The organism is Bacillus sp. RC251, from assembly GCF_044908765.1.
Taxonomy (GTDB): Bacteria; Bacillota; Bacilli; order Bacillales; family Bacillaceae_G; genus Bacillus_A; species Bacillus_A wiedmannii.
In genome coordinates this window covers 1,892,157-1,908,801 of record NZ_JBIYDP010000001.1, presented here as the reverse complement: position 1 = coordinate 1,908,801, position 16,645 = coordinate 1,892,157, and the positions used below count along the sequence as shown (strand labels likewise).

Annotated in this window: 21 protein-coding genes and 1 pseudogene; all 22 read left to right on the top strand. The window is 33.8% G+C overall.

Features of this window, described 5'->3' with window-relative positions; genetic code table 11:
• The first annotated feature begins 353 nt into the window (after window positions 1–353).
• The 22 genes and pseudogenes from ABH961_RS09755 to ABH961_RS09650 all read left to right on the top strand — a co-directional run bounded on the left by ABH961_RS09755 (window position 354) and on the right by ABH961_RS09650 (window position 16,643).
• The gene (locus ABH961_RS09755; protein WP_048547562.1) at window positions 354–743 is read left to right on the top strand and encodes a VOC family protein; all 390 of its coding nucleotides are present in this window, start codon (window positions 354–356) and stop codon (window positions 741–743) included.
• Between the two features lie 11 nt (window positions 744–754).
• A pseudogene (locus ABH961_RS09750) lies at window positions 755–940 on the top strand (cysteine synthase family protein); the annotation flags it as partial.
• A 241-nt stretch (window positions 941–1,181) separates the two neighbouring features.
• Window positions 1,182–1,865 carry a DNA alkylation repair protein gene (locus tag ABH961_RS09745; RefSeq protein WP_048547560.1) on the top strand — a complete coding sequence of 228 codons (684 nt, stop codon included), beginning with the start codon at window positions 1,182–1,184 and terminating at the stop codon, window positions 1,863–1,865.
• A 16-nt stretch (window positions 1,866–1,881) separates the two neighbouring features.
• Window positions 1,882–2,583 (top strand): nucleotidyltransferase domain-containing protein, encoded by a 702-nt coding sequence (locus ABH961_RS09740; RefSeq protein ID WP_098132746.1) that lies wholly within the window; start codon window positions 1,882–1,884, stop codon window positions 2,581–2,583.
• Window positions 2,584–2,598: 15 nt separating this feature from the next.
• Complete coding sequence (locus ABH961_RS09735) at window positions 2,599–3,144, top strand: GNAT family N-acetyltransferase (RefSeq protein ID WP_098642459.1); 546 nt, start codon at window positions 2,599–2,601, stop codon at window positions 3,142–3,144.
• A gap of 34 nt (window positions 3,145–3,178) precedes the next feature.
• Window positions 3,179–3,679, top strand: a complete 501-nt coding sequence (locus ABH961_RS09730; protein WP_098047767.1) for a GNAT family N-acetyltransferase — start codon at window positions 3,179–3,181, stop codon at window positions 3,677–3,679.
• A gap of 15 nt (window positions 3,680–3,694) precedes the next feature.
• Entirely contained in the window at window positions 3,695–4,216 is a 522-nt protein-coding gene (locus ABH961_RS09725) for a DinB family protein (protein ID WP_098633675.1), read from the top strand.
• A 69-nt stretch (window positions 4,217–4,285) separates the two neighbouring features.
• Window positions 4,286–5,224: a DMT family transporter gene (locus tag ABH961_RS09720; RefSeq protein ID WP_048547552.1), complete on the top strand. Its 939-nt coding sequence runs from the start codon at window positions 4,286–4,288 to the stop codon at window positions 5,222–5,224.
• Between the two features lie 56 nt (window positions 5,225–5,280).
• On the top strand, window positions 5,281–5,682 hold the full coding sequence (locus tag ABH961_RS09715) for a GNAT family N-acetyltransferase (RefSeq protein ID WP_048547884.1): 402 nt from the start codon (window positions 5,281–5,283) through the stop codon (window positions 5,680–5,682).
• Window positions 5,683–5,794: 112 nt separating this feature from the next.
• The gene (locus tag ABH961_RS09710) at window positions 5,795–6,406 is read left to right on the top strand and encodes a hypothetical protein (RefSeq protein ID WP_048547551.1); all 612 of its coding nucleotides are present in this window, start codon (window positions 5,795–5,797) and stop codon (window positions 6,404–6,406) included.
• Window positions 6,407–6,426: 20 nt separating this feature from the next.
• The gene (locus tag ABH961_RS09705; protein WP_098079257.1) at window positions 6,427–7,674 is read left to right on the top strand and encodes a glutathionylspermidine synthase family protein; all 1,248 of its coding nucleotides are present in this window, start codon (window positions 6,427–6,429) and stop codon (window positions 7,672–7,674) included.
• A gap of 322 nt (window positions 7,675–7,996) precedes the next feature.
• The gene (aacC, locus tag ABH961_RS09700) at window positions 7,997–8,797 is read left to right on the top strand and encodes a BA2930 family N-acetyltransferase (protein ID WP_404519329.1); all 801 of its coding nucleotides are present in this window, start codon (window positions 7,997–7,999) and stop codon (window positions 8,795–8,797) included.
• Between the two features lie 12 nt (window positions 8,798–8,809).
• Window positions 8,810–9,499, top strand: a complete 690-nt coding sequence (locus tag ABH961_RS09695; protein WP_404519303.1) for a phosphopantothenoylcysteine decarboxylase domain-containing protein — start codon at window positions 8,810–8,812, stop codon at window positions 9,497–9,499.
• 137 nt (window positions 9,500–9,636) lie between these two features.
• On the top strand, window positions 9,637–10,110 hold the full coding sequence (locus ABH961_RS09690; RefSeq protein WP_141545766.1) for a tetratricopeptide repeat protein: 474 nt from the start codon (window positions 9,637–9,639) through the stop codon (window positions 10,108–10,110).
• Window positions 10,111–10,122: 12 nt separating this feature from the next.
• Window positions 10,123–11,172, top strand: a complete 1,050-nt coding sequence (locus ABH961_RS09685) for a hypothetical protein (protein WP_098681448.1) — start codon at window positions 10,123–10,125, stop codon at window positions 11,170–11,172.
• Window positions 11,165–11,659 carry an NUDIX hydrolase gene (locus tag ABH961_RS09680; protein ID WP_098079265.1) on the top strand — a complete coding sequence of 165 codons (495 nt, stop codon included), beginning with the start codon at window positions 11,165–11,167 and terminating at the stop codon, window positions 11,657–11,659. Before ABH961_RS09685 ends, ABH961_RS09680 begins: the two co-directional genes overlap by 8 nt.
• A gap of 103 nt (window positions 11,660–11,762) precedes the next feature.
• Window positions 11,763–12,272: a ribonuclease FAU-1 family protein gene (locus tag ABH961_RS09675; protein ID WP_098079268.1), complete on the top strand. Its 510-nt coding sequence runs from the start codon at window positions 11,763–11,765 to the stop codon at window positions 12,270–12,272.
• A 202-nt stretch (window positions 12,273–12,474) separates the two neighbouring features.
• The gene (locus tag ABH961_RS09670; RefSeq protein WP_098132741.1) at window positions 12,475–13,065 is read left to right on the top strand and encodes a TetR/AcrR family transcriptional regulator; all 591 of its coding nucleotides are present in this window, start codon (window positions 12,475–12,477) and stop codon (window positions 13,063–13,065) included.
• Window positions 13,062–13,790 (top strand): hypothetical protein, encoded by a 729-nt coding sequence (locus ABH961_RS09665; RefSeq protein ID WP_098681449.1) that lies wholly within the window; start codon window positions 13,062–13,064, stop codon window positions 13,788–13,790. Before ABH961_RS09670 ends, ABH961_RS09665 begins: the two co-directional genes overlap by 4 nt.
• A gap of 227 nt (window positions 13,791–14,017) precedes the next feature.
• Window positions 14,018–14,773: an ABC transporter ATP-binding protein gene (locus ABH961_RS09660; RefSeq protein ID WP_098681450.1), complete on the top strand. Its 756-nt coding sequence runs from the start codon at window positions 14,018–14,020 to the stop codon at window positions 14,771–14,773.
• An 18-nt stretch (window positions 14,774–14,791) separates the two neighbouring features.
• The gene (locus tag ABH961_RS09655) at window positions 14,792–15,778 is read left to right on the top strand and encodes an aliphatic sulfonate ABC transporter substrate-binding protein (RefSeq protein WP_048547539.1); all 987 of its coding nucleotides are present in this window, start codon (window positions 14,792–14,794) and stop codon (window positions 15,776–15,778) included.
• 16 nt (window positions 15,779–15,794) lie between these two features.
• The gene (locus ABH961_RS09650; protein WP_048547537.1) at window positions 15,795–16,643 is read left to right on the top strand and encodes an ABC transporter permease; all 849 of its coding nucleotides are present in this window, start codon (window positions 15,795–15,797) and stop codon (window positions 16,641–16,643) included.
• The last annotated feature ends 2 nt before the right edge of the window (window positions 16,644–16,645 follow it).

Sequence of the window (16,645 nt, the reverse complement as noted above, 5' to 3'; positions counted from 1 at the left end):
GTTTTTAGGGGAATCGATATCAAAATGAAAAGGGACTAATCATACTTTCGTAGCATTTCATTTTCATTCCAATTATTGATTCGAATATTTTTGTTTTCTATTAAAATATTGGTATAGAAAAAAATTAAATTTTGGTCTGGGGAACATTTGATATTATCGGAAGAACTATTTATTTCATCTCAATATTTATATAACTACTTTTATATGAATTTAATACTAAAGACCTACTATTTATAAACTAATAGGTCTTTCAACTTAGGTAGTTCTCACACTAATGAGGGATTTGAAAGGAAATATATGTAACTTATAATAATTACTATAAAGCTTTGGAAAATGAAAAGGAGGAGATTTGCATGAAGAATTGGGTTCAATTTAGAATGGCAAGACCAACAGATAAATTTGAAGAAGTTATAAGTTTTTATGAGACGGGGTTAGGATTAAAGCGTATAGGAGAATTTCACAATCATGAAGGATATGATGGAGTTATGTTTGGAGTACCGGATGCCAAGTATCATTTGGAGTTTACAACGCATGTTAATGGAAGTCCATGTCCGGCGCCGACAAAAGATAATTTACTAGTTTTTTATATGCCTAATAAAGATGAAATTGAAAAAATAGTGAATCGATTAAGTAATATGGGCTATCATGAGGTAGAACCAGAAAATCCGTATTGGATAGAGAAAGGGACCACAATAGAGGATCCAGATAGTTGGAGAATTGTGCTTATGAACGCATTTGAATAAAGAAGCTCTTTTTGTATGAAATGGCACGTTTTTATAATGAAACAGGTATGAAAATAGGAACGTCTGCGGCAGCGAATTTATTAGCTGTTAAACAAATTGGAAAAGAAAAAGGTACGAATTTTAATGTAGTTACAGTTTTTCTGGACGCAGTGTCTATAGAAGAGTGGTCAGATGTAAAGAGCTTACAACAAATATAGAGAAAATCGAATAAATAAAAGTTCTTTCATATTCTATTTCTTATAATTTGGGAAATTGATGAAATGAAAACCTGTATATGTAAAATGTACAGGCTTTTCGTGGTTGTTTTAGTTATCTGTAGCAACTTTAAAATTTCACATACCGTATTTTAAAAAATAAATATAGGAAAACCAAAAAGTAATGTAGAATATATCGTACATGCATATATGAAGTCAACATAAAAGATAAAGAGGTGGGCATATGTTACTTGAAGAAGTAATGCGGCAACTAGAGGAATATGGAACAGGACAAAATCGTAAAACGTATAAAAACCACGGAGCGAAAGAGCCACTATTCGGAGTTAGTTTTGCCAATTTAAAATTGTTAAAAAAGAAGATAAAAAAAGATCATGATTTAGCAATTTCATTATGGAAAACAAAAAATATGGATGCAATGACTTTAGCAACAATGATTTTAGAACCAAAGAAAGTTACGACAGAACAGCTAAACAAATGGGTACAGGAAGTTGATTATTATTGTTTAATGGACGTTTTGATGACGGCTATTTGTACGTCGCCAATCGCGATAGAAAGAATGGAAGAATGGACAAAGTCCGATGATGAATGGATTGGAAGAGCAGGATGGTCTCTATTAGCAAATATAGCGATTAAAAATAAAACGTTACATGATGAATTCTTCACTCCGTATCTAGAAGAGATTAAAGCAAATATACATAATGAAAAAAATAGAAAAAAAGAAGCGATGAATAGTGCTTTAATCGCGATAGGAATTCGTAATGAAGACTTAGAGAGAAAAGCGATTGAAATTGCACGTGAAATTGGGAAAGTACAAGTTGATCACGGGGCAACGTCATGCAAAACACCAGAAGCAGAACCGTATATACAAAAGGCGAGAGAAAGAGCTAAAAAAAAGAAAGTGAAATAAGAAAAGGGGAACGGTTATGAAACCAATGGAAGCAGCACAACGCATAATTACATCACAATTTCCGAATTGTGATGTAGCTTTACTGGGAGGAAGCGTTGTAAGAGGAGAAGCGACAAAAACATCTGATCTGGACATTGTTATAGTTGATCAAAATTTACCGTCTTGTTATAGAGAATCTTTCTATAGTAATGGATGGCCTGTTGAAGTGTTTGTACATAATTTTGAAACGTGTAAAACCTTTTTTAAAATGGATTGTGACCGAGGGAGACCTTCGTTACCACAATTAGTTTCAGAGGGGATTGTATTAAAAGGAGAAAATGAAATTGTTGAGAAATTAAAAAGAGAAGCAAATGATTTACTAAATAAAGGGCCAGCTATATGGACTGAAGAAATGATGAAGCAAAAACGGTATTTTATTACGGATACTTTGGACGATTTTATTGGTGCATCAAAAAGAGAAGAAGAATTGTTTATCGCAAATTTATTAGCTGATTTATTACATGAATATATATTAAGAGTAAATGGGAAATGGCTTGGAAGTTCAAAATGGTTTATAAGGGTACTTAGAAAATATGATGAACAGTACGCAGATCAATTTGTAGAGGCGTTCGATCATTTTTATACAACGGGTGAGAAAAGAAACTTAATTACTTTTGTAGAAAAAACGCTAGAACAGTATGGAGGAAGAATGTTCGAAGGGTTTTCTATAGGAAAATAAAAAGGGGATGGCATAATGAATGTACCAATCGTTCAATTAAGAGAACTGACACTAGATGATATAGAAGAACGATATCAATGGTCATTAGATAAAGAAGTGACAAATCATTTAGTTGTACCGGATCAATATCCACCGTTCACTCGTGAAGATACGAAAAAGTGGATTGAAGCATGTATAAATCGAAAAAATGGTTATGAACAAAGAGCTATCACTACAGAAAACGGCATACATATTGGGTGGGTAGATCTTAAAAACTTTGATAAAACAAATAAAAATGCAGAACTGGGAATCGCAATTGGTAATAAAGAATACTGGGGTAAAGGATATGGAATAGCAGCCCTATATAGTATGTTACACCTAGCATTCTTTGAATTTGAATTAGAAAAAGTTTGGCTACGTGTAGATGAAGATAATTTTCAAGCTAGAAAGAGTTATGAAAAGGCTGATTTTGTTTGTGAAGGATTAATGAGAAATGATCGATTACGTCAAGGAAAGTTCATTCATCGTTATCGTTATAGTATGTTAAGAGAAGAATATGAATCTATAAATAGTAGTTTATAAAAATATTATGTTAACTTAAAGGGGCTGGAGAAATATGATTCGATTACTTACGAAAGAAGATGCAAAACAATATTGGGAGTTACGTTTACAGGCATTACAAGTAAATCCAGAGGCATTTGTAACAACTTATGAAGAGGCGATTCGTCAAGAAAATCCTATTAAGCGAGTGGAAAATAATTTAACAGCTACTACTAGCTGTACATTCGGTGCTTTTAATGAAAAGAATCAATTAGTTGGAGTGGTTACTTTACTAACAGAAGAGAAAGAGGCGTATAAACATAAAGGTCATATCGTTGCGATGTATGTAGATGCAAGCAATCGAAGAAGTGGTCTTGCACGTGAGTTAATACGTAAGGCAATTGAAAGAGCAAGAGAAATGAGCTTAGAACAATTGAACTTAGGTGTTGTATCTACAAACGAACCAGCAAAAAAATTGTATGAATCAATGGGCTTTAAAACTTATGGGATTGAAAAGAGAGCTATAAAGATGAATGGTGTGTATAGTGATGATGAACATATGGTGTTGTTCTTTTAATAGAGGGAGTTTAGTATGAAAGATCTCCATTTAGAAAAAAATATGAACCCGCAAGTGGCAATTTTGTATGCGATGGTTACAGATACATATAAACGATTGCAAAAGTTGGTAGAAGGTATTGATAAGAAGGAATTGTCTTTTAAAGGATCAGAAAATAATGAAAATAGCATCGGGCAACTACTTCAACATTTAGCAGTTGTTGATTTACATTGGGTGTATCGCTTAAAAGGAGAAGCAGTTCCACTCGTGCTTGAAAATAAATACGGACCTATGTTAAATGAAGTAGGAGAACTGCCAAGTTTAAAAAAACAGACGTTACAACAATTAATGCAAGATTATGAAGAGGTGCAACATATGTTTTATGAGGAGTGTATGAAACTAACAGAAAATGATTTAACTAGGGAAGTTTTTTATGAGAAGGGAGAAACTGCGACTATAAGGTGGGGAATATGGCATATAGCCGATCATAATCGGTACCATCAAGCTCATATTAGTCAGTTAAGAAAACTATATAGAGTTAGAATAGATGCGAGATAAAGATTTCGAATTTTAATTATATTTAATTTGTTGTATAGTATAAGAAGAAACTAAACAAGGGGTTTTATAATGAAAGCTATTGCAGTAGGGATATTGGCATCATTTTTCTTTGCCTTTACCTTCGTTTTAAACCGGGCGATGGACTTAGAAGGTGGAAGCTGGATTTGGAGTGCTTCATTACGGTACTACTTTATGGTTCCGATGCTTTTACTTATTGTCATGTATAGAGGGAACTTAAAGCAACTCTTTCAATATATGAAAAATAATCCGAAAGAATGGTTAGTATGGAGTATCGTTGGATTTGGTCTTTTCTATGCACCACTTAGTTTTGCCGGATCTTTTGGACCTGGTTGGCTTGTTGCATCAACTTGGCAAATTACGATTGTCGCAGGAATTTTGTTAACACCATTTTTTGCAGTAGATCCATTACATAAAAAACTTCCAATGAAGGAATTAGTTATGTCTGGGGTTATTTTATGCGGTGTTGTACTCATGCAAGTAGAACATGCTTCTTCATTAGGAATTCGAGAAACCGTTTTATGTGTAGTTCCTGTACTCATTGCAGCGTTTGCGTATCCTCTTGGAAATCGAAAAATGATGCAAGTTTGTAAAGGTGAATTAGACGTATTCCAGCGAGTTCTCGGTATGACATTAGCAAGTTTACCATTTTGGTTTTTACTATCTGGTTATGAAGTATCAACAGGCGGATTACCGTCAAGTAGCCAAGTTTTCCAATGTTTTATTGTAGCAGTTAGTTCTGGTTTAATCGCGACAGTACTATTCTTCTTTGCGACAGATCTTGTAAAAGATGATCCACAAAAACTAGCAACAGTAGAAGCAACACAGTCCGGTGAAGTTTTATTTGCGCTAGTAGGAGAGCTTATCTTACTATCTGCGCCAATTCCGTTATCTTTATCTTGGATCGGAATGAGTCTTGTTATTGTCGGAATGATACTACATAGTTATGTAGCGGTCGTTGTGAAAAAAGAAGAAAAAATAACGGCGTAATGAGATTAGCTCTTTATAGAAAGAGCTAATCTTTTTTCATGGAAAGGGATGTAGAAATGAATTTGCAACGCGTGGAACAAATTGAGAAAAATCCAATTTTAAATGTGTTACAGTATGCAGTCGGGCCAAGTGAAATTAGCTTAAAGAAAGCAGTTTTATATTATGAGAGTAATAAAGGGACTTTGTACAGATATGAAGAAGAGGCTTGTATAGGTATTGAAATAATCGGAGCAAATAAAGCGAGAGTATGCCACATAGCAGTCGTCCCGCAATATCGTCATAAAGGAATTGCGTTGCAAATGATAAAGGAAGTATCAAGAATGCATCAATTGACGTATCTTCAGGCTGAGACAGATGATGAGGCAGTAGAATTTTATAAAAAAATTGGTTTTCAAGTTAAAAGTTTAGGAGAAAAATATCCGGGGATTGAAAGGTTTCATTGTTACATGGAAAAATAGTATAAAAATATGCAAATGTACATCTAAGGTATAGTTTGAAAAAAGTAAGATTTACATTATATAATAAAGGTATCTGGAAAAATATAGATAAAAGAAATTAGGTGTATAACACATGAGAATGGATAAAAGTAAATTTATAAAAATTGCTACTTCAATAGGGGTATCATCTTTTTTATTAACTGGATGTGGCGATTATGAAGAAGATACTGCTCAACAAGAAAGTACTGCTGTTAAAACAGATGGTGGAAAACAAGGAAATGAACAAGAAACTTTAAATTGTAATGATAAAACGCCTACTAATGAAAATGTAGAAAATGATGAGTTATGTAAAGAAATGAATCCATCATTTTCATCGTATCATGAAAATTCACATTTACCGATACTTCCATTCGTAGCAGGATATTTATTAGCAAGCAGAACTTCAAATATGAATTATACAGCAAAACCAAATATAATGAAGAAACCGTATGCAAATAATATTATTCCATATCGTGAAAAAGACCAAAGTAGAACTGGTGGCAGTGGTGGTGGAGGGTATTACGGCGGAACTAACAGTAACAACAATAATTCTTCCAATAAAGTAGATTTAAACAAACAACAGCCCAATTCTTCAAATAAAGTGACGCCAGATACAAATACGCCGAAATCATCTACGACTCAAACGCCGAAAGTGAATTCTGGTTCAAGTGGAATTGGAAACGCAAAAGCGCCAGCCGGATCATAATACGAAAGGATAATAGGATCATGTATACAGAAAAAGAGCAGAAAGAGTATATGAAAGTATGGTTTTCACTTGCGGAAGAGGCTGGTCGGAATGGTTTTACATGGCCGAGTCTATTAGAAAATGAAGAATGGAATCAATATATGGCAACAGGTATGTATCGTATGCCAGTAAAAACTTATACTGCTATTTCAAAAGTGACAGAGGAAGTTATGTATGTGTTATATAAAACGTATCAATATATTGTCAATACGACAGAAGATTTTCAAACACTAGGATTTCCTGCTGAAACGTGGGAAATTGCGAGAATGGAACATACTGGTTTGTTTTCATATTTTACAAGGTTTGACTTTATCGTAAATGGTGAAGATATAAAGTTAATAGAAGTAAATTGTGATACACCAACAGGTTATTTAGAGCCATCAGTCGCAAATGAAGTGTTGTGCCGTTATCATGATGTGAACCACCCGAACCATATAGAAGAGCATATTGTGCAGGCGTGGGAACAAATTAAACATGACTATAATATCAGTCCTATAGAGACGATATATTTTACTAGTTATGATTGGCACGATGAAGATCATCAAACAGTTCAATTTTTAAGAAGCTATTGTTTAGATCAACCAACGGATTATATAGGTATACAAGATATCGTTGTTGCAGATGATGGTATATATACGCCAAATGGTGAACGAATTCATTATTTATATAGACTATATCCAATTGAATATTTAGTTTCAGATACCGATAAAAATGGGAAAAGAATTGGACTCCAGTTTTTAGATCATATAGCGCAAGGAAGAGTGAAAATTATTAATCCACCTGCTGCTTTTCTTATGCAAAATAAAAGTGTACTCGCATTAATTTGGCAACTGTTCGAAGAAGGAGTTTTCTTTGAGAAAGAAGATCGAGAAATCATTCAGAACTACTTCTTACCAACATATTTTACAAATAAACCGTTTATAGAAAGAAATGAATCATATGTTTCTAAACCTTTATATGGCCGTGAAGGCGGAGGGGTATCTATATACGAAAATGATGAACTATTAGCTGAAGATAAAACAGAGTATTACTTTGAACAACGGAAAATATATCAGCAATACATAGAAATGCCTGACTATACAATTGACACATGGGATGGTCCGTATACTGGTAAACTATTAATTGGTTCACACTGTATTAGCGGGAGAGCCGCAGGGTTATTTTTACGTGTAGGCGAGAAAATAACGGGAAACTTATCGATGTTTACAGGGGTTACAATTGAAGGGTAAATGAAACGGAAGAGCTTATCAGTTGTGATGGGCTCTTTCGTTTATATAGTGTTTGTATTGTTTTAACGTATCACTATTATTTTGCTACATACTGAAAAAACGTATGCAATTAAGCAAATTAGTTCAAATAGTAGAAAAGAGAAGAAAGTTTTTTTATTTATCTGCTTTTGTTATTTGAGATCAATATATAGTCACTTAATTATTATGCATGTGAATATATACCCTTTTTTCTAGTGACAGAAATGATTAAGTTAAAAATTAAGAAAAATATGATAATATATGTATGTATTAGTTTTAAAAAAATGGGGGAACAATCGTGAAAATGAATGACATAGTGGCAAGTACACAATTGCCAAATACAATCAAAACAATTACAAATGATTTAAGAGAATTAGGGTTAGAAAAAGGAAGGACGGTTATTGTGCATTCTTCGCTCAGTTCTATTGGCTGGGTATCTGGCGGAGCCGTTGCGGTAGTAGAGGCGTTAATGAAAGTGATTACGGAAGAGGGAACAATTATTATGCCAACTCAATCTTCGGATTTATCTGATCCGAAACATTGGTCAAGACCACCTGTACCTGAAGAATGGTGGCAAATTATTCGAGATAACGTCCCGGCTTTTGAGCCACATATAACACCAACAAGGGCAATGGGAAAAGTAGTTGAATGTTTTCGTACATATCCGAATGTAGTACGTAGCAACCATCCATTAGGAAGTTTTGCTGCATGGGGAAAACATGCAGAAGAAATAACGATGAATCAGTCGCTATCAATGAGTTTAGGAGAGGAATCTCCATTAAGAAAAATATACGATTTAGACGGATACATATTATTAATTGGTGTTGGATATGATTCCAATACGTCTGTACATTTATCTGAAGTACGTACTGGTGCATGTGAGTTAATAAAAGTAGGGGCACCAATTATAGAGAATGGTGCAAGAGTATGGAAAGAGTTTGTTGATATGGATTACGATTCTGATAAGTTTGTAGAAATCGGTGTAGAGTTTGAGCGAAAAGGAACTGTAACAAATGGAAAAATAGGAAATGCAACGTGCCGTCTTATGAAGCAACGAGATATCGTTGACTTTGGAACAGAATGGTTTCGTAAGAAAAATCAGTAAGGGATGGTTACAATGAAGGGGAAAAAGGTATTAATTACGAGTGGTGGTTGTTTAGAAAAATGGGACCAAGTGCGTGGTCATACGAATATGGCAAAAGGAACAATTGGTAGAATAATCGCGGAAGAATTTATAAGTAAAGGAGCACATGTTATATATTTACACGGTTATTTCGCTGAGAAACCGAACGATGTAAACAATCAATTAGAATTACACCCGTTTGAAGGAATTGTTGATTTACAAGATAAAATGAAAAGTATAATTACACATGAAAAAGTCGATGCGGTCATTATGGCAGCGGCTGGATCAGATTGGGTTGTAGACAAAATTTGTGATCAAGATGGTAATGTTCTTGATATGAAAGGGAAAATTTCAAGTAATATAGTGCCAATTATTCATTTTCAAAAGGCTCCAAAAGTATTAAAGCAAATAAAAGAGTGGGATCCAGAAACCGTACTCGTTGGCTTTAAACTTGAAAGTGATGTAAATGAAGAAGAATTGTTTGAAAGAGCGAAAAATAGAATGAAAGAATCTAAGGCAAATGTAATGATTGCAAATTCACCACATTCTTTATATTCACGCGGAGCGGTGCACTACGTAATTGGACAGGACGGTAAAGGGAAGTTATGTAATGGGAAAGATGAAACGGCGAAAGAAATTGTCAAAAGGTTAGAAGTACTATGTAATCACATTACTGCTTTATAATTTTAAGTATTTGGATAAGAGTGAATCCGCATAGTATATATAGGTAAGCGAAACTTTAATTTATGGGAATTTTACTTTTACACAAATGTTAACCATTCGAGATGGATACATAAAATAATTGGTGAGGAGTGGATTCTATGGAACATTTATTAAAGCAAGCGATTAAACTAAGAAATGAAAAGAAATATGCGCAATCTAGAGAGATACTTATGGGGTTAACCAATTTTACGCGGGATGCAGAAGTGCTTTTTCAATGTGCCTGGATACATGATGTAATGGGACTTGAAACAGACGCTGTGCCGTATTATGAACAGGCAATTGCAAATGGTCTTGATGGGGAGTCACTTTGCGGTGCATATATCGGTCTTGGCAGTACATATCGTTGTATAGGTGAGTATGACAAAGCAATTACTGTTTTAGAAACAGGTTTGCAGCAGTTTCCGGATAATGCCGTGATGAAAGTATTTTTGTCATTAGCAAAATATAACGTTAACGATTATGAATCCGCGATGAAATTATTACTTGAAACGGTTATAAAAGTAGACGAAGTTAAAGAATTTGAACGTGCCATTACATTTTATAAAGATCATTTAAACGAGGTTTTTAAATAGAGGAGTGAACGTATGAATGACTCACTATCGCGAAGGCGAAAAGGTATTTGGGTTGGACTCGTATCTTTCATCTTGTTATCAAACTATTTATTGTATGCCCTTCCGATTGTACCAGCCGCTCCGAAAGAAGTAGTGCTTGGTTCTTTGTTAGATTGTATGTTTGTAATTCCGGTTATTACATATTTCTTTATTATTCGAAAAAGATACTCGCTAACGTATATATTTCCTGTCGTAATAGCTGGATATATATTTGCGAGATTTATTATTCCAAGTGACTATTTACAAGCTTTTTCAAACGTTTCTTATATTATAGTTGCGGGAGAAATTGCTTTTGTAGGTCTAGAATTATTCCTTCTCTATAAAATCGTTAAAGTGCTTCCTGAAACAATCAAACGATATAAAGAATATAGAAGAGAATATTCTTCATTTTCTTATGCGATTGATGCAGCGTTTGATGCTACTATGAAAAGAAATAAATTAGTAGATATCATTGTAACAGAGTGTAAGTTAATCTATTATGCATTTTTATCGTGGCGTGCAACAGTACAGGAAGGTGAATCTGTATACTCATATCACAAAAAGACTGGTGCAATAGGTGTATATATTATGATTATCCATGCAACCTTAATAGAAAGTATTGGTTTTCATTATTTGCTTCATCAATGGAATCCAGTAGTAGCATGGGTGTTACTTATTTTAAACGTATATGCAATGTTTTATTTTTTAGCTGAAATACAAGCAATGCGTAAAAACCCAATTATTGTTACGGAAGAAAAAATAATTATTCAAATTGGATTAGGGAAGAAAATCATTATACCGTTTACACAAATTGATAAGATTACGTTTTATAAAGGAGAACTTTTAAAAAAAGAGAAAGAGGTTCTTGACGCAACGGTGATGGAATTTATAAAGGAACCTCCAACATTTGAAATAATACTCAAAGAGCCAATGGAAGCACAATTATTATATGGATTTTCTAAAACAGTAAGTCGTGTTTACTTAAATGTTGATGAGGAACGGAAATTTTATGATGTGATAGCGGAGAAATTGAACCATGAATAATGCTACTAATTTTCATCGTGCGTTTGGTGTGTACGGCATTTGTATCGAAAACAATCACATATTAGTAATAGATAAAATTAAAGGTCCATATAGAAGTCGGTATGATTTACCTGGTGGTAGTTTAGAAGATGAGGAAGCATTATTAGCTGGACTTCATAGAGAGATTAAAGAGGAGACCGGGCTAAATGTAACGGTAGTAAAACAAATAGGTACAATTGATTTCCAATTTTCATCAAAATTTCAGGAGTACACACATGTACATCATATCGCAGTTTTCTACGGTGTTGAAAGATGCGAAGGTGAATTCGTAGTACCGGAACAATTTGAAGGTCAAGATTCTTTAGGAGCGAGATGGGTTTCAATAGAAAGCATTACAGAAGACAATTCATCTCCACTTGTATGTAGTGCAGTGGAGTGGTTGAAAACGAATGAGCTTCCATTAGAAGTGAAAAAATATGAAACATGGACAGCGAAAAACTCCTTCTAAAATAAGAGGGAGTTTTTATTGTGTATTTGGAGGCCAAACACTTCTTTATCACTATATAAATGGATATAATTAAGATTAGAAATAGCATAAGGGGAAATAAAGAATGAATAAATTACTAACACTGAAAAGTAAAATTGTAGAAAGAAAAATCCGGTATGACTCAACCGTAGTAGATCACACTTGCTTATTACTTGAAAAGCAGTTGCAAAGTATCGTGTTATTTCATGAGGTTCAGTATTCATTTACAATGACTGCACATGGTGCGAGTTTAACAATCCCAAAAGGAAGTTACACCATTGCATACTACTGGGAAAATCGTCCGTACAATTTATACATATGGAGAGATAAAAATGGAATGTATGTAGGCTCTTATTTTAATGTTGTAAAAAATACGCAAATAACAGACAAATTCGTGTCATTTGAAGACTTAATTATTGATATATTGGTACTTCCAAGTGGAGAATATTTTATTTTAGATGAGGATGAGTTACCTGAGCCTTTAGAGGGTTTTGAGGGTGGTTATGTGAATGAAGCTCTTAATGTATTAGAGGAAATAATTCAAAAGACGCTTCCTCAAATGATTGTAGAGACAGAAATGGTGTGGTTAAACTAAAGCGATTTGGAAAGAAAATATGTGTTTAATGAAATTGAGTAGTCTTAAGTTATATGATCTAACTTTTTTGATAAGTCTAAGGTTAGATGTGTATTTCTTGAGATTACTCTTTTTTGTGGAAACTAATATTGACTGAATATAGTTCAGTCGTTTATGATTGAATCAGATTCAGTCGAAGGTAAAACATAGTAGGAGATGACCTATGAAAAGAATATCAAAAGAACCAGATGTTAGAAGGCAAGAGTTAATGGATATTGGTTTTGAACTATATATGAAAAATGGTATGAAAGGATTTGGCATAAAAGATGTTGTGAATCATGCTGGTGTAGCAACGGGCTTATTTTATTATTACTTCAAGTCTAAAGAGAATTTTGTTGATGAAGTATTAAATGATTTTATTGTGAAAAATCTGGAGTTAATTGAAGAAATACTTATTTCTAATGAACGGTCTGTCATGCAAAAGCTGAAAGATTCTCTAAATATATTTTGGGCATTTATCGAAAAATTAGCACCTTATAAAAATGTAAGTTCGTTTCAGACGGAACAACATTTTCAACTGGAACAGAAATTATTTACGCGAATGCAGCCATTAATTCGACAAGTAATCGAAGAAGGGGTGAAAACTGGGATTTTTAATACTGATAACTCATTATTAGCATCAGGATTTATTTTATACGGTCTTAGCAGTATTGCTCATTCAGAGGTGAATTTGAATCTAGACACGAAGCAAGAAATGATTAATTTAGTATTAAATACACTACGATACGATCAAATCGAAGGAGAATGTATATGAAAATTATTATTGATGGAAACAATATTTCGAATGAACAACTTACAAAGTGGAAAAGAGAACGTATTAAAAAAGTTTTAAATACATTAGGACATAAAGAACCGGAATTAAATGATACAGACGTTATGATAAAAAAACTAACGGAACTAAAGTTAAATTATTCATACAATGAAATGTATGATAAGTTGAAAATTAAACTGAAATTAAGTGAAATGGGTATGCGTATTTGTACTGTTTTATCTGGTGATAGACGAAAATTTTCAAAAACAAGTATCTATTTAGATGGGATTACAGCAGAAGAAGCGATAAATGGAATTGATAGTTTTATGCTTGAACAATCGGATGAAAATGATCAAGTGAATTTATCAGCCTGTCCAGATCACTACGTACTAAGACCCTTTGGGGAAAAGGAATTAGAGGTTATCGAAACTACTGGTAATTCTCCATTTCCAGTTCAATTTTTTATTGTTTTTGGTGACGAAACGGGATTGAAGACACCTAGAGATAAGTCTTATCAATATCAATCAATGGGTGTTGCACGTATGAAAGATGGTACTACAATTGGTGGAGTTCGACATCAATTCAAAGATACAGATACTGGTTTAGAAGTAAGTCTAGTTGTAGAGTTTCCAGCACTTTGTCCAAATAGCCTTATTAAATCGCATCAAATGCATTTGGCATGTGAGTTTTCTTATTGGTTACAGTGGATTAAAAGCCATAAAAAATAATTTTTAAATAAATAACAATAAGGATGTTCAAACAAATCATATGTATTTTTTCACAAAACCCAGTTGACTTATCGGAAATATTTGTATAATATGTACTTAATTCTATTACGTATTGCTGATTGGAGAAACCAAAGGCATTTTATCTATTGATAAAATGCCTTTGGTTTTTTTATTGCATAAATACTGAATCTGTTCATTTAGATGAAGCATTTCAAGGAGGGGGAAAATTGACTGTTTCAATTGATGGAGTATCAAAATATTTTTCGAAACAAACTCGTACTGTTCAAGTATTAGAGAATATTAATTTTCAATTAGAGAAAGGGGACTTTGTTACAGTAATTGGTCCGAGTGGTTGCGGAAAAAGTACACTGTTAAAAATTATTGCAGGTTTAGACAGCGATTTTGAGGGAGAAATCATTATTGACGGGGAGCGTATAACAAAACCGAGTAAGAAGCAAGGATTTATATTTCAAGAGCATCGATTGTTCCCATGGCTAACAGTGGAAGAAAATATTGCAGCTGATTTGTCATTAAAAGATAAGTATGTGAAGGATAAGGTAAAGGAATGGGTTGAAATTGTTCGATTAGACAGTTTTGAAAAATCATATCCGAAAGAAATATCAGGCGGGATGTCACAACGTGTTGCGATTGCAAGAGCGTTGTTAAGGGATCCGAATGTATTATTGCTTGATGAACCATTTGGAGCACTGGATGCATTTACCCGAAGTCATTTGCAAGAAGTACTGCTCAACATTTGGGAACAAAAAAAGACGACAATGATATTCGTTACACATGATATAGACGAAGCAATATATCTTTCGAACCGAATTGTCATCATGAGTGCAAAGCCTGGAAAGATACATAAAGTGATTGAAAATAATTTACCTTATCCACGAAATAAAACTTCTCAATCGTTCCAACAACTTCGAACGAAGGTGCTACATCAGTTTGAACACGGGGGACTGATTCAAACAAGTATATAGGAAAAGGGTGGATTATATATGTATAAAAAATGTAAGGTTCTTTCTTTTGCGTTAGTTATATCTTTGTTTCTATTAGGTTGTGAAAAAAGTACAGCGAGTAGTAAGAAAGAAGATGTAACAATACAAATTGGTATACAGCAAGGATTAAGCCCGCTATTATTAGCACAAAAAAAAGGATGGTTTGAAGAGGAGTTTAAAAAAGAAGGGGTTAAGGTGAAATGGACAGAGTTTCAAAGCGGACCTCCTTATTTTGAGGCAATCGCATCAAATCGGTTGGATTTTGGTGAAGTGGGGAACTCCCCAGTTATTTCAGCGCAAGCTGCAGGTATTGAATTTACTGAAATTGCTAATACAAGTTATGCGAGAAAAGGAACAGGGATTCTTGTACAAAAAGATAGCAAGATTACGAGTGTAAAAGATTTAAAAGGTAAAAAAATTGCAGTAGCAAAAGGAAGTAGCGCATTTAATTTATTATATCGAGCATTAGAAAAAGAAGGTATAAATGCGAAAGATGTAAATGTCATTCAACTGCAACCAGATGAAGCGCAGCCGGCATTTGAATCCGGATCGGTAGATGCATGGGCCATTTGGGATCCCTTCATTTCACTACATACGTTAAATAAAGGGGCAAAGGTTATTGCAGATGGTGAACGATTAAATGTTTCTTCACCAGAGTTTTTAATTACGAGAACAAAATTTGCGAAGGAACATCCAGAATTAGTTGAGAAATTCCTTAAAGTTTATGAAAAAGCACGTGTATGGCAAGAGTCAAACTTAGATGAAGCGATAAAAATATATACTTCTACAAAGAAGATAGATGAAGAAATTGTAAAAGAAGTGTTTGATCACGACAAACCAATTTTAGTTCCGGTAACGAAAGAAATAATAGCCGAACAGCAAAAGACAGCGGATTTTCAATATAAGCTCGGCTCTATAAAGAAAGAAATCAAAACAGATAAAGTTGTAGATAATTCTTTCGTAGAAAAAGCATTAAAGGCGAAATGAAAAGAGGTTTTGTAAATTGGAGAATACGAAAGCTGTTATGAAAAGGGTGAGTATAACGATTGGCAAAAACAATGTAAAGAAAGTGCGAAAGACGAATGTAAAAGTGCTAGTAAGAGCGATTACTATACCGATTATCGTATTAATTATTTGGCAGTTAGCCGGCGTATTCGATTTAGTTTCTAAAACAGTTTTACCAACGCCAGTAGATATATTACTAGCTTTTCAAGAACTTATTAAAACAGGAGAGTTATTCGGTCATTTAAGTATTAGTGTGTTCAGGGCTGCGGCTGGTTTCTTTATCGGCGGGAGTTTAGGAATTATTTTAGGAACGATTGTTGGATTTTCAACGAGAAGTGAGCAATATTTAGATCCATCTGTACAAATGTTAAGAACTGTACCTCATCTAGCTGTTGCGCCACTTTTCGTATTATGGTTCGGTTTTGGAGAAACATCGAAAGTATTATTAATTGCGGACGGTGCATTTTTTCCTTTATACGTAAACGCATTTTTAGGAATACGAGGTGTAGATTCAAAATTATTTGATGTTGCGAGAGTGCTAGAGTTTAGTAAAAGAAAATTAATTACGAAACTAATTTTACCAGCGGCACTGCCGAACCTATTACTTGGAGCAAGATTATCTTTAGGAGTTGCTTGGGTGAGTTTAGTAGTAGCAGAACTTATGGGATCTACAGAAGGTATTGGCTATATGATTATGGATGCAAGGCAATTTTCAAATACAGACATTGTATTTGTCGGTATTATTATCTTTGCGTTCGTTGGGAAGTTTTCTGATTCACTCGTACGTTTATTGGAAGTGAAGTTTTTAAGATGGAGAGATAATTTTAAAGGCGAGACAGGGAATTAGCA

Excerpts from the sequence above, each read along its gene's own strand:
- ABH961_RS09755 (WP_048547562.1), top strand. The coding sequence starts at position 354 with ATGAAGAATTGGGTTCAATTTAGAATGGCAAGACCAACAGATAAATTT.
- ABH961_RS09745 (WP_048547560.1), top strand. The coding sequence starts at position 1,182 with ATGTTACTTGAAGAAGTAATGCGGCAACTAGAGGAATATGGAACAGGA.
- ABH961_RS09740 (WP_098132746.1), top strand. The coding sequence starts at position 1,882 with ATGAAACCAATGGAAGCAGCACAACGCATAATTACATCACAATTTCCG.
- ABH961_RS09735 (WP_098642459.1), top strand. The coding sequence starts at position 2,599 with ATGAATGTACCAATCGTTCAATTAAGAGAACTGACACTAGATGATATA.
- ABH961_RS09730 (WP_098047767.1), top strand. The coding sequence starts at position 3,179 with ATGATTCGATTACTTACGAAAGAAGATGCAAAACAATATTGGGAGTTA.
- ABH961_RS09725 (WP_098633675.1), top strand. The coding sequence starts at position 3,695 with ATGAAAGATCTCCATTTAGAAAAAAATATGAACCCGCAAGTGGCAATT.
- ABH961_RS09720 (WP_048547552.1), top strand. The coding sequence starts at position 4,286 with ATGAAAGCTATTGCAGTAGGGATATTGGCATCATTTTTCTTTGCCTTT.
- ABH961_RS09715 (WP_048547884.1), top strand. The coding sequence starts at position 5,281 with ATGAATTTGCAACGCGTGGAACAAATTGAGAAAAATCCAATTTTAAAT.
- ABH961_RS09710 (WP_048547551.1), top strand. The coding sequence starts at position 5,795 with ATGAGAATGGATAAAAGTAAATTTATAAAAATTGCTACTTCAATAGGG.
- ABH961_RS09705 (WP_098079257.1), top strand. The coding sequence starts at position 6,427 with ATGTATACAGAAAAAGAGCAGAAAGAGTATATGAAAGTATGGTTTTCA.
- aacC (WP_404519329.1), top strand. The coding sequence starts at position 7,997 with ATGAATGACATAGTGGCAAGTACACAATTGCCAAATACAATCAAAACA.
- ABH961_RS09695 (WP_404519303.1), top strand. The coding sequence starts at position 8,810 with ATGAAGGGGAAAAAGGTATTAATTACGAGTGGTGGTTGTTTAGAAAAA.
- ABH961_RS09690 (WP_141545766.1), top strand. The coding sequence starts at position 9,637 with ATGGAACATTTATTAAAGCAAGCGATTAAACTAAGAAATGAAAAGAAA.
- ABH961_RS09685 (WP_098681448.1), top strand. The coding sequence starts at position 10,123 with ATGAATGACTCACTATCGCGAAGGCGAAAAGGTATTTGGGTTGGACTC.
- ABH961_RS09680 (WP_098079265.1), top strand. The coding sequence starts at position 11,165 with ATGAATAATGCTACTAATTTTCATCGTGCGTTTGGTGTGTACGGCATT.
- ABH961_RS09675 (WP_098079268.1), top strand. The coding sequence starts at position 11,763 with ATGAATAAATTACTAACACTGAAAAGTAAAATTGTAGAAAGAAAAATC.
- ABH961_RS09670 (WP_098132741.1), top strand. The coding sequence starts at position 12,475 with ATGAAAAGAATATCAAAAGAACCAGATGTTAGAAGGCAAGAGTTAATG.
- ABH961_RS09665 (WP_098681449.1), top strand. The coding sequence starts at position 13,062 with ATGAAAATTATTATTGATGGAAACAATATTTCGAATGAACAACTTACA.
- ABH961_RS09655 (WP_048547539.1), top strand. The coding sequence starts at position 14,792 with ATGTATAAAAAATGTAAGGTTCTTTCTTTTGCGTTAGTTATATCTTTG.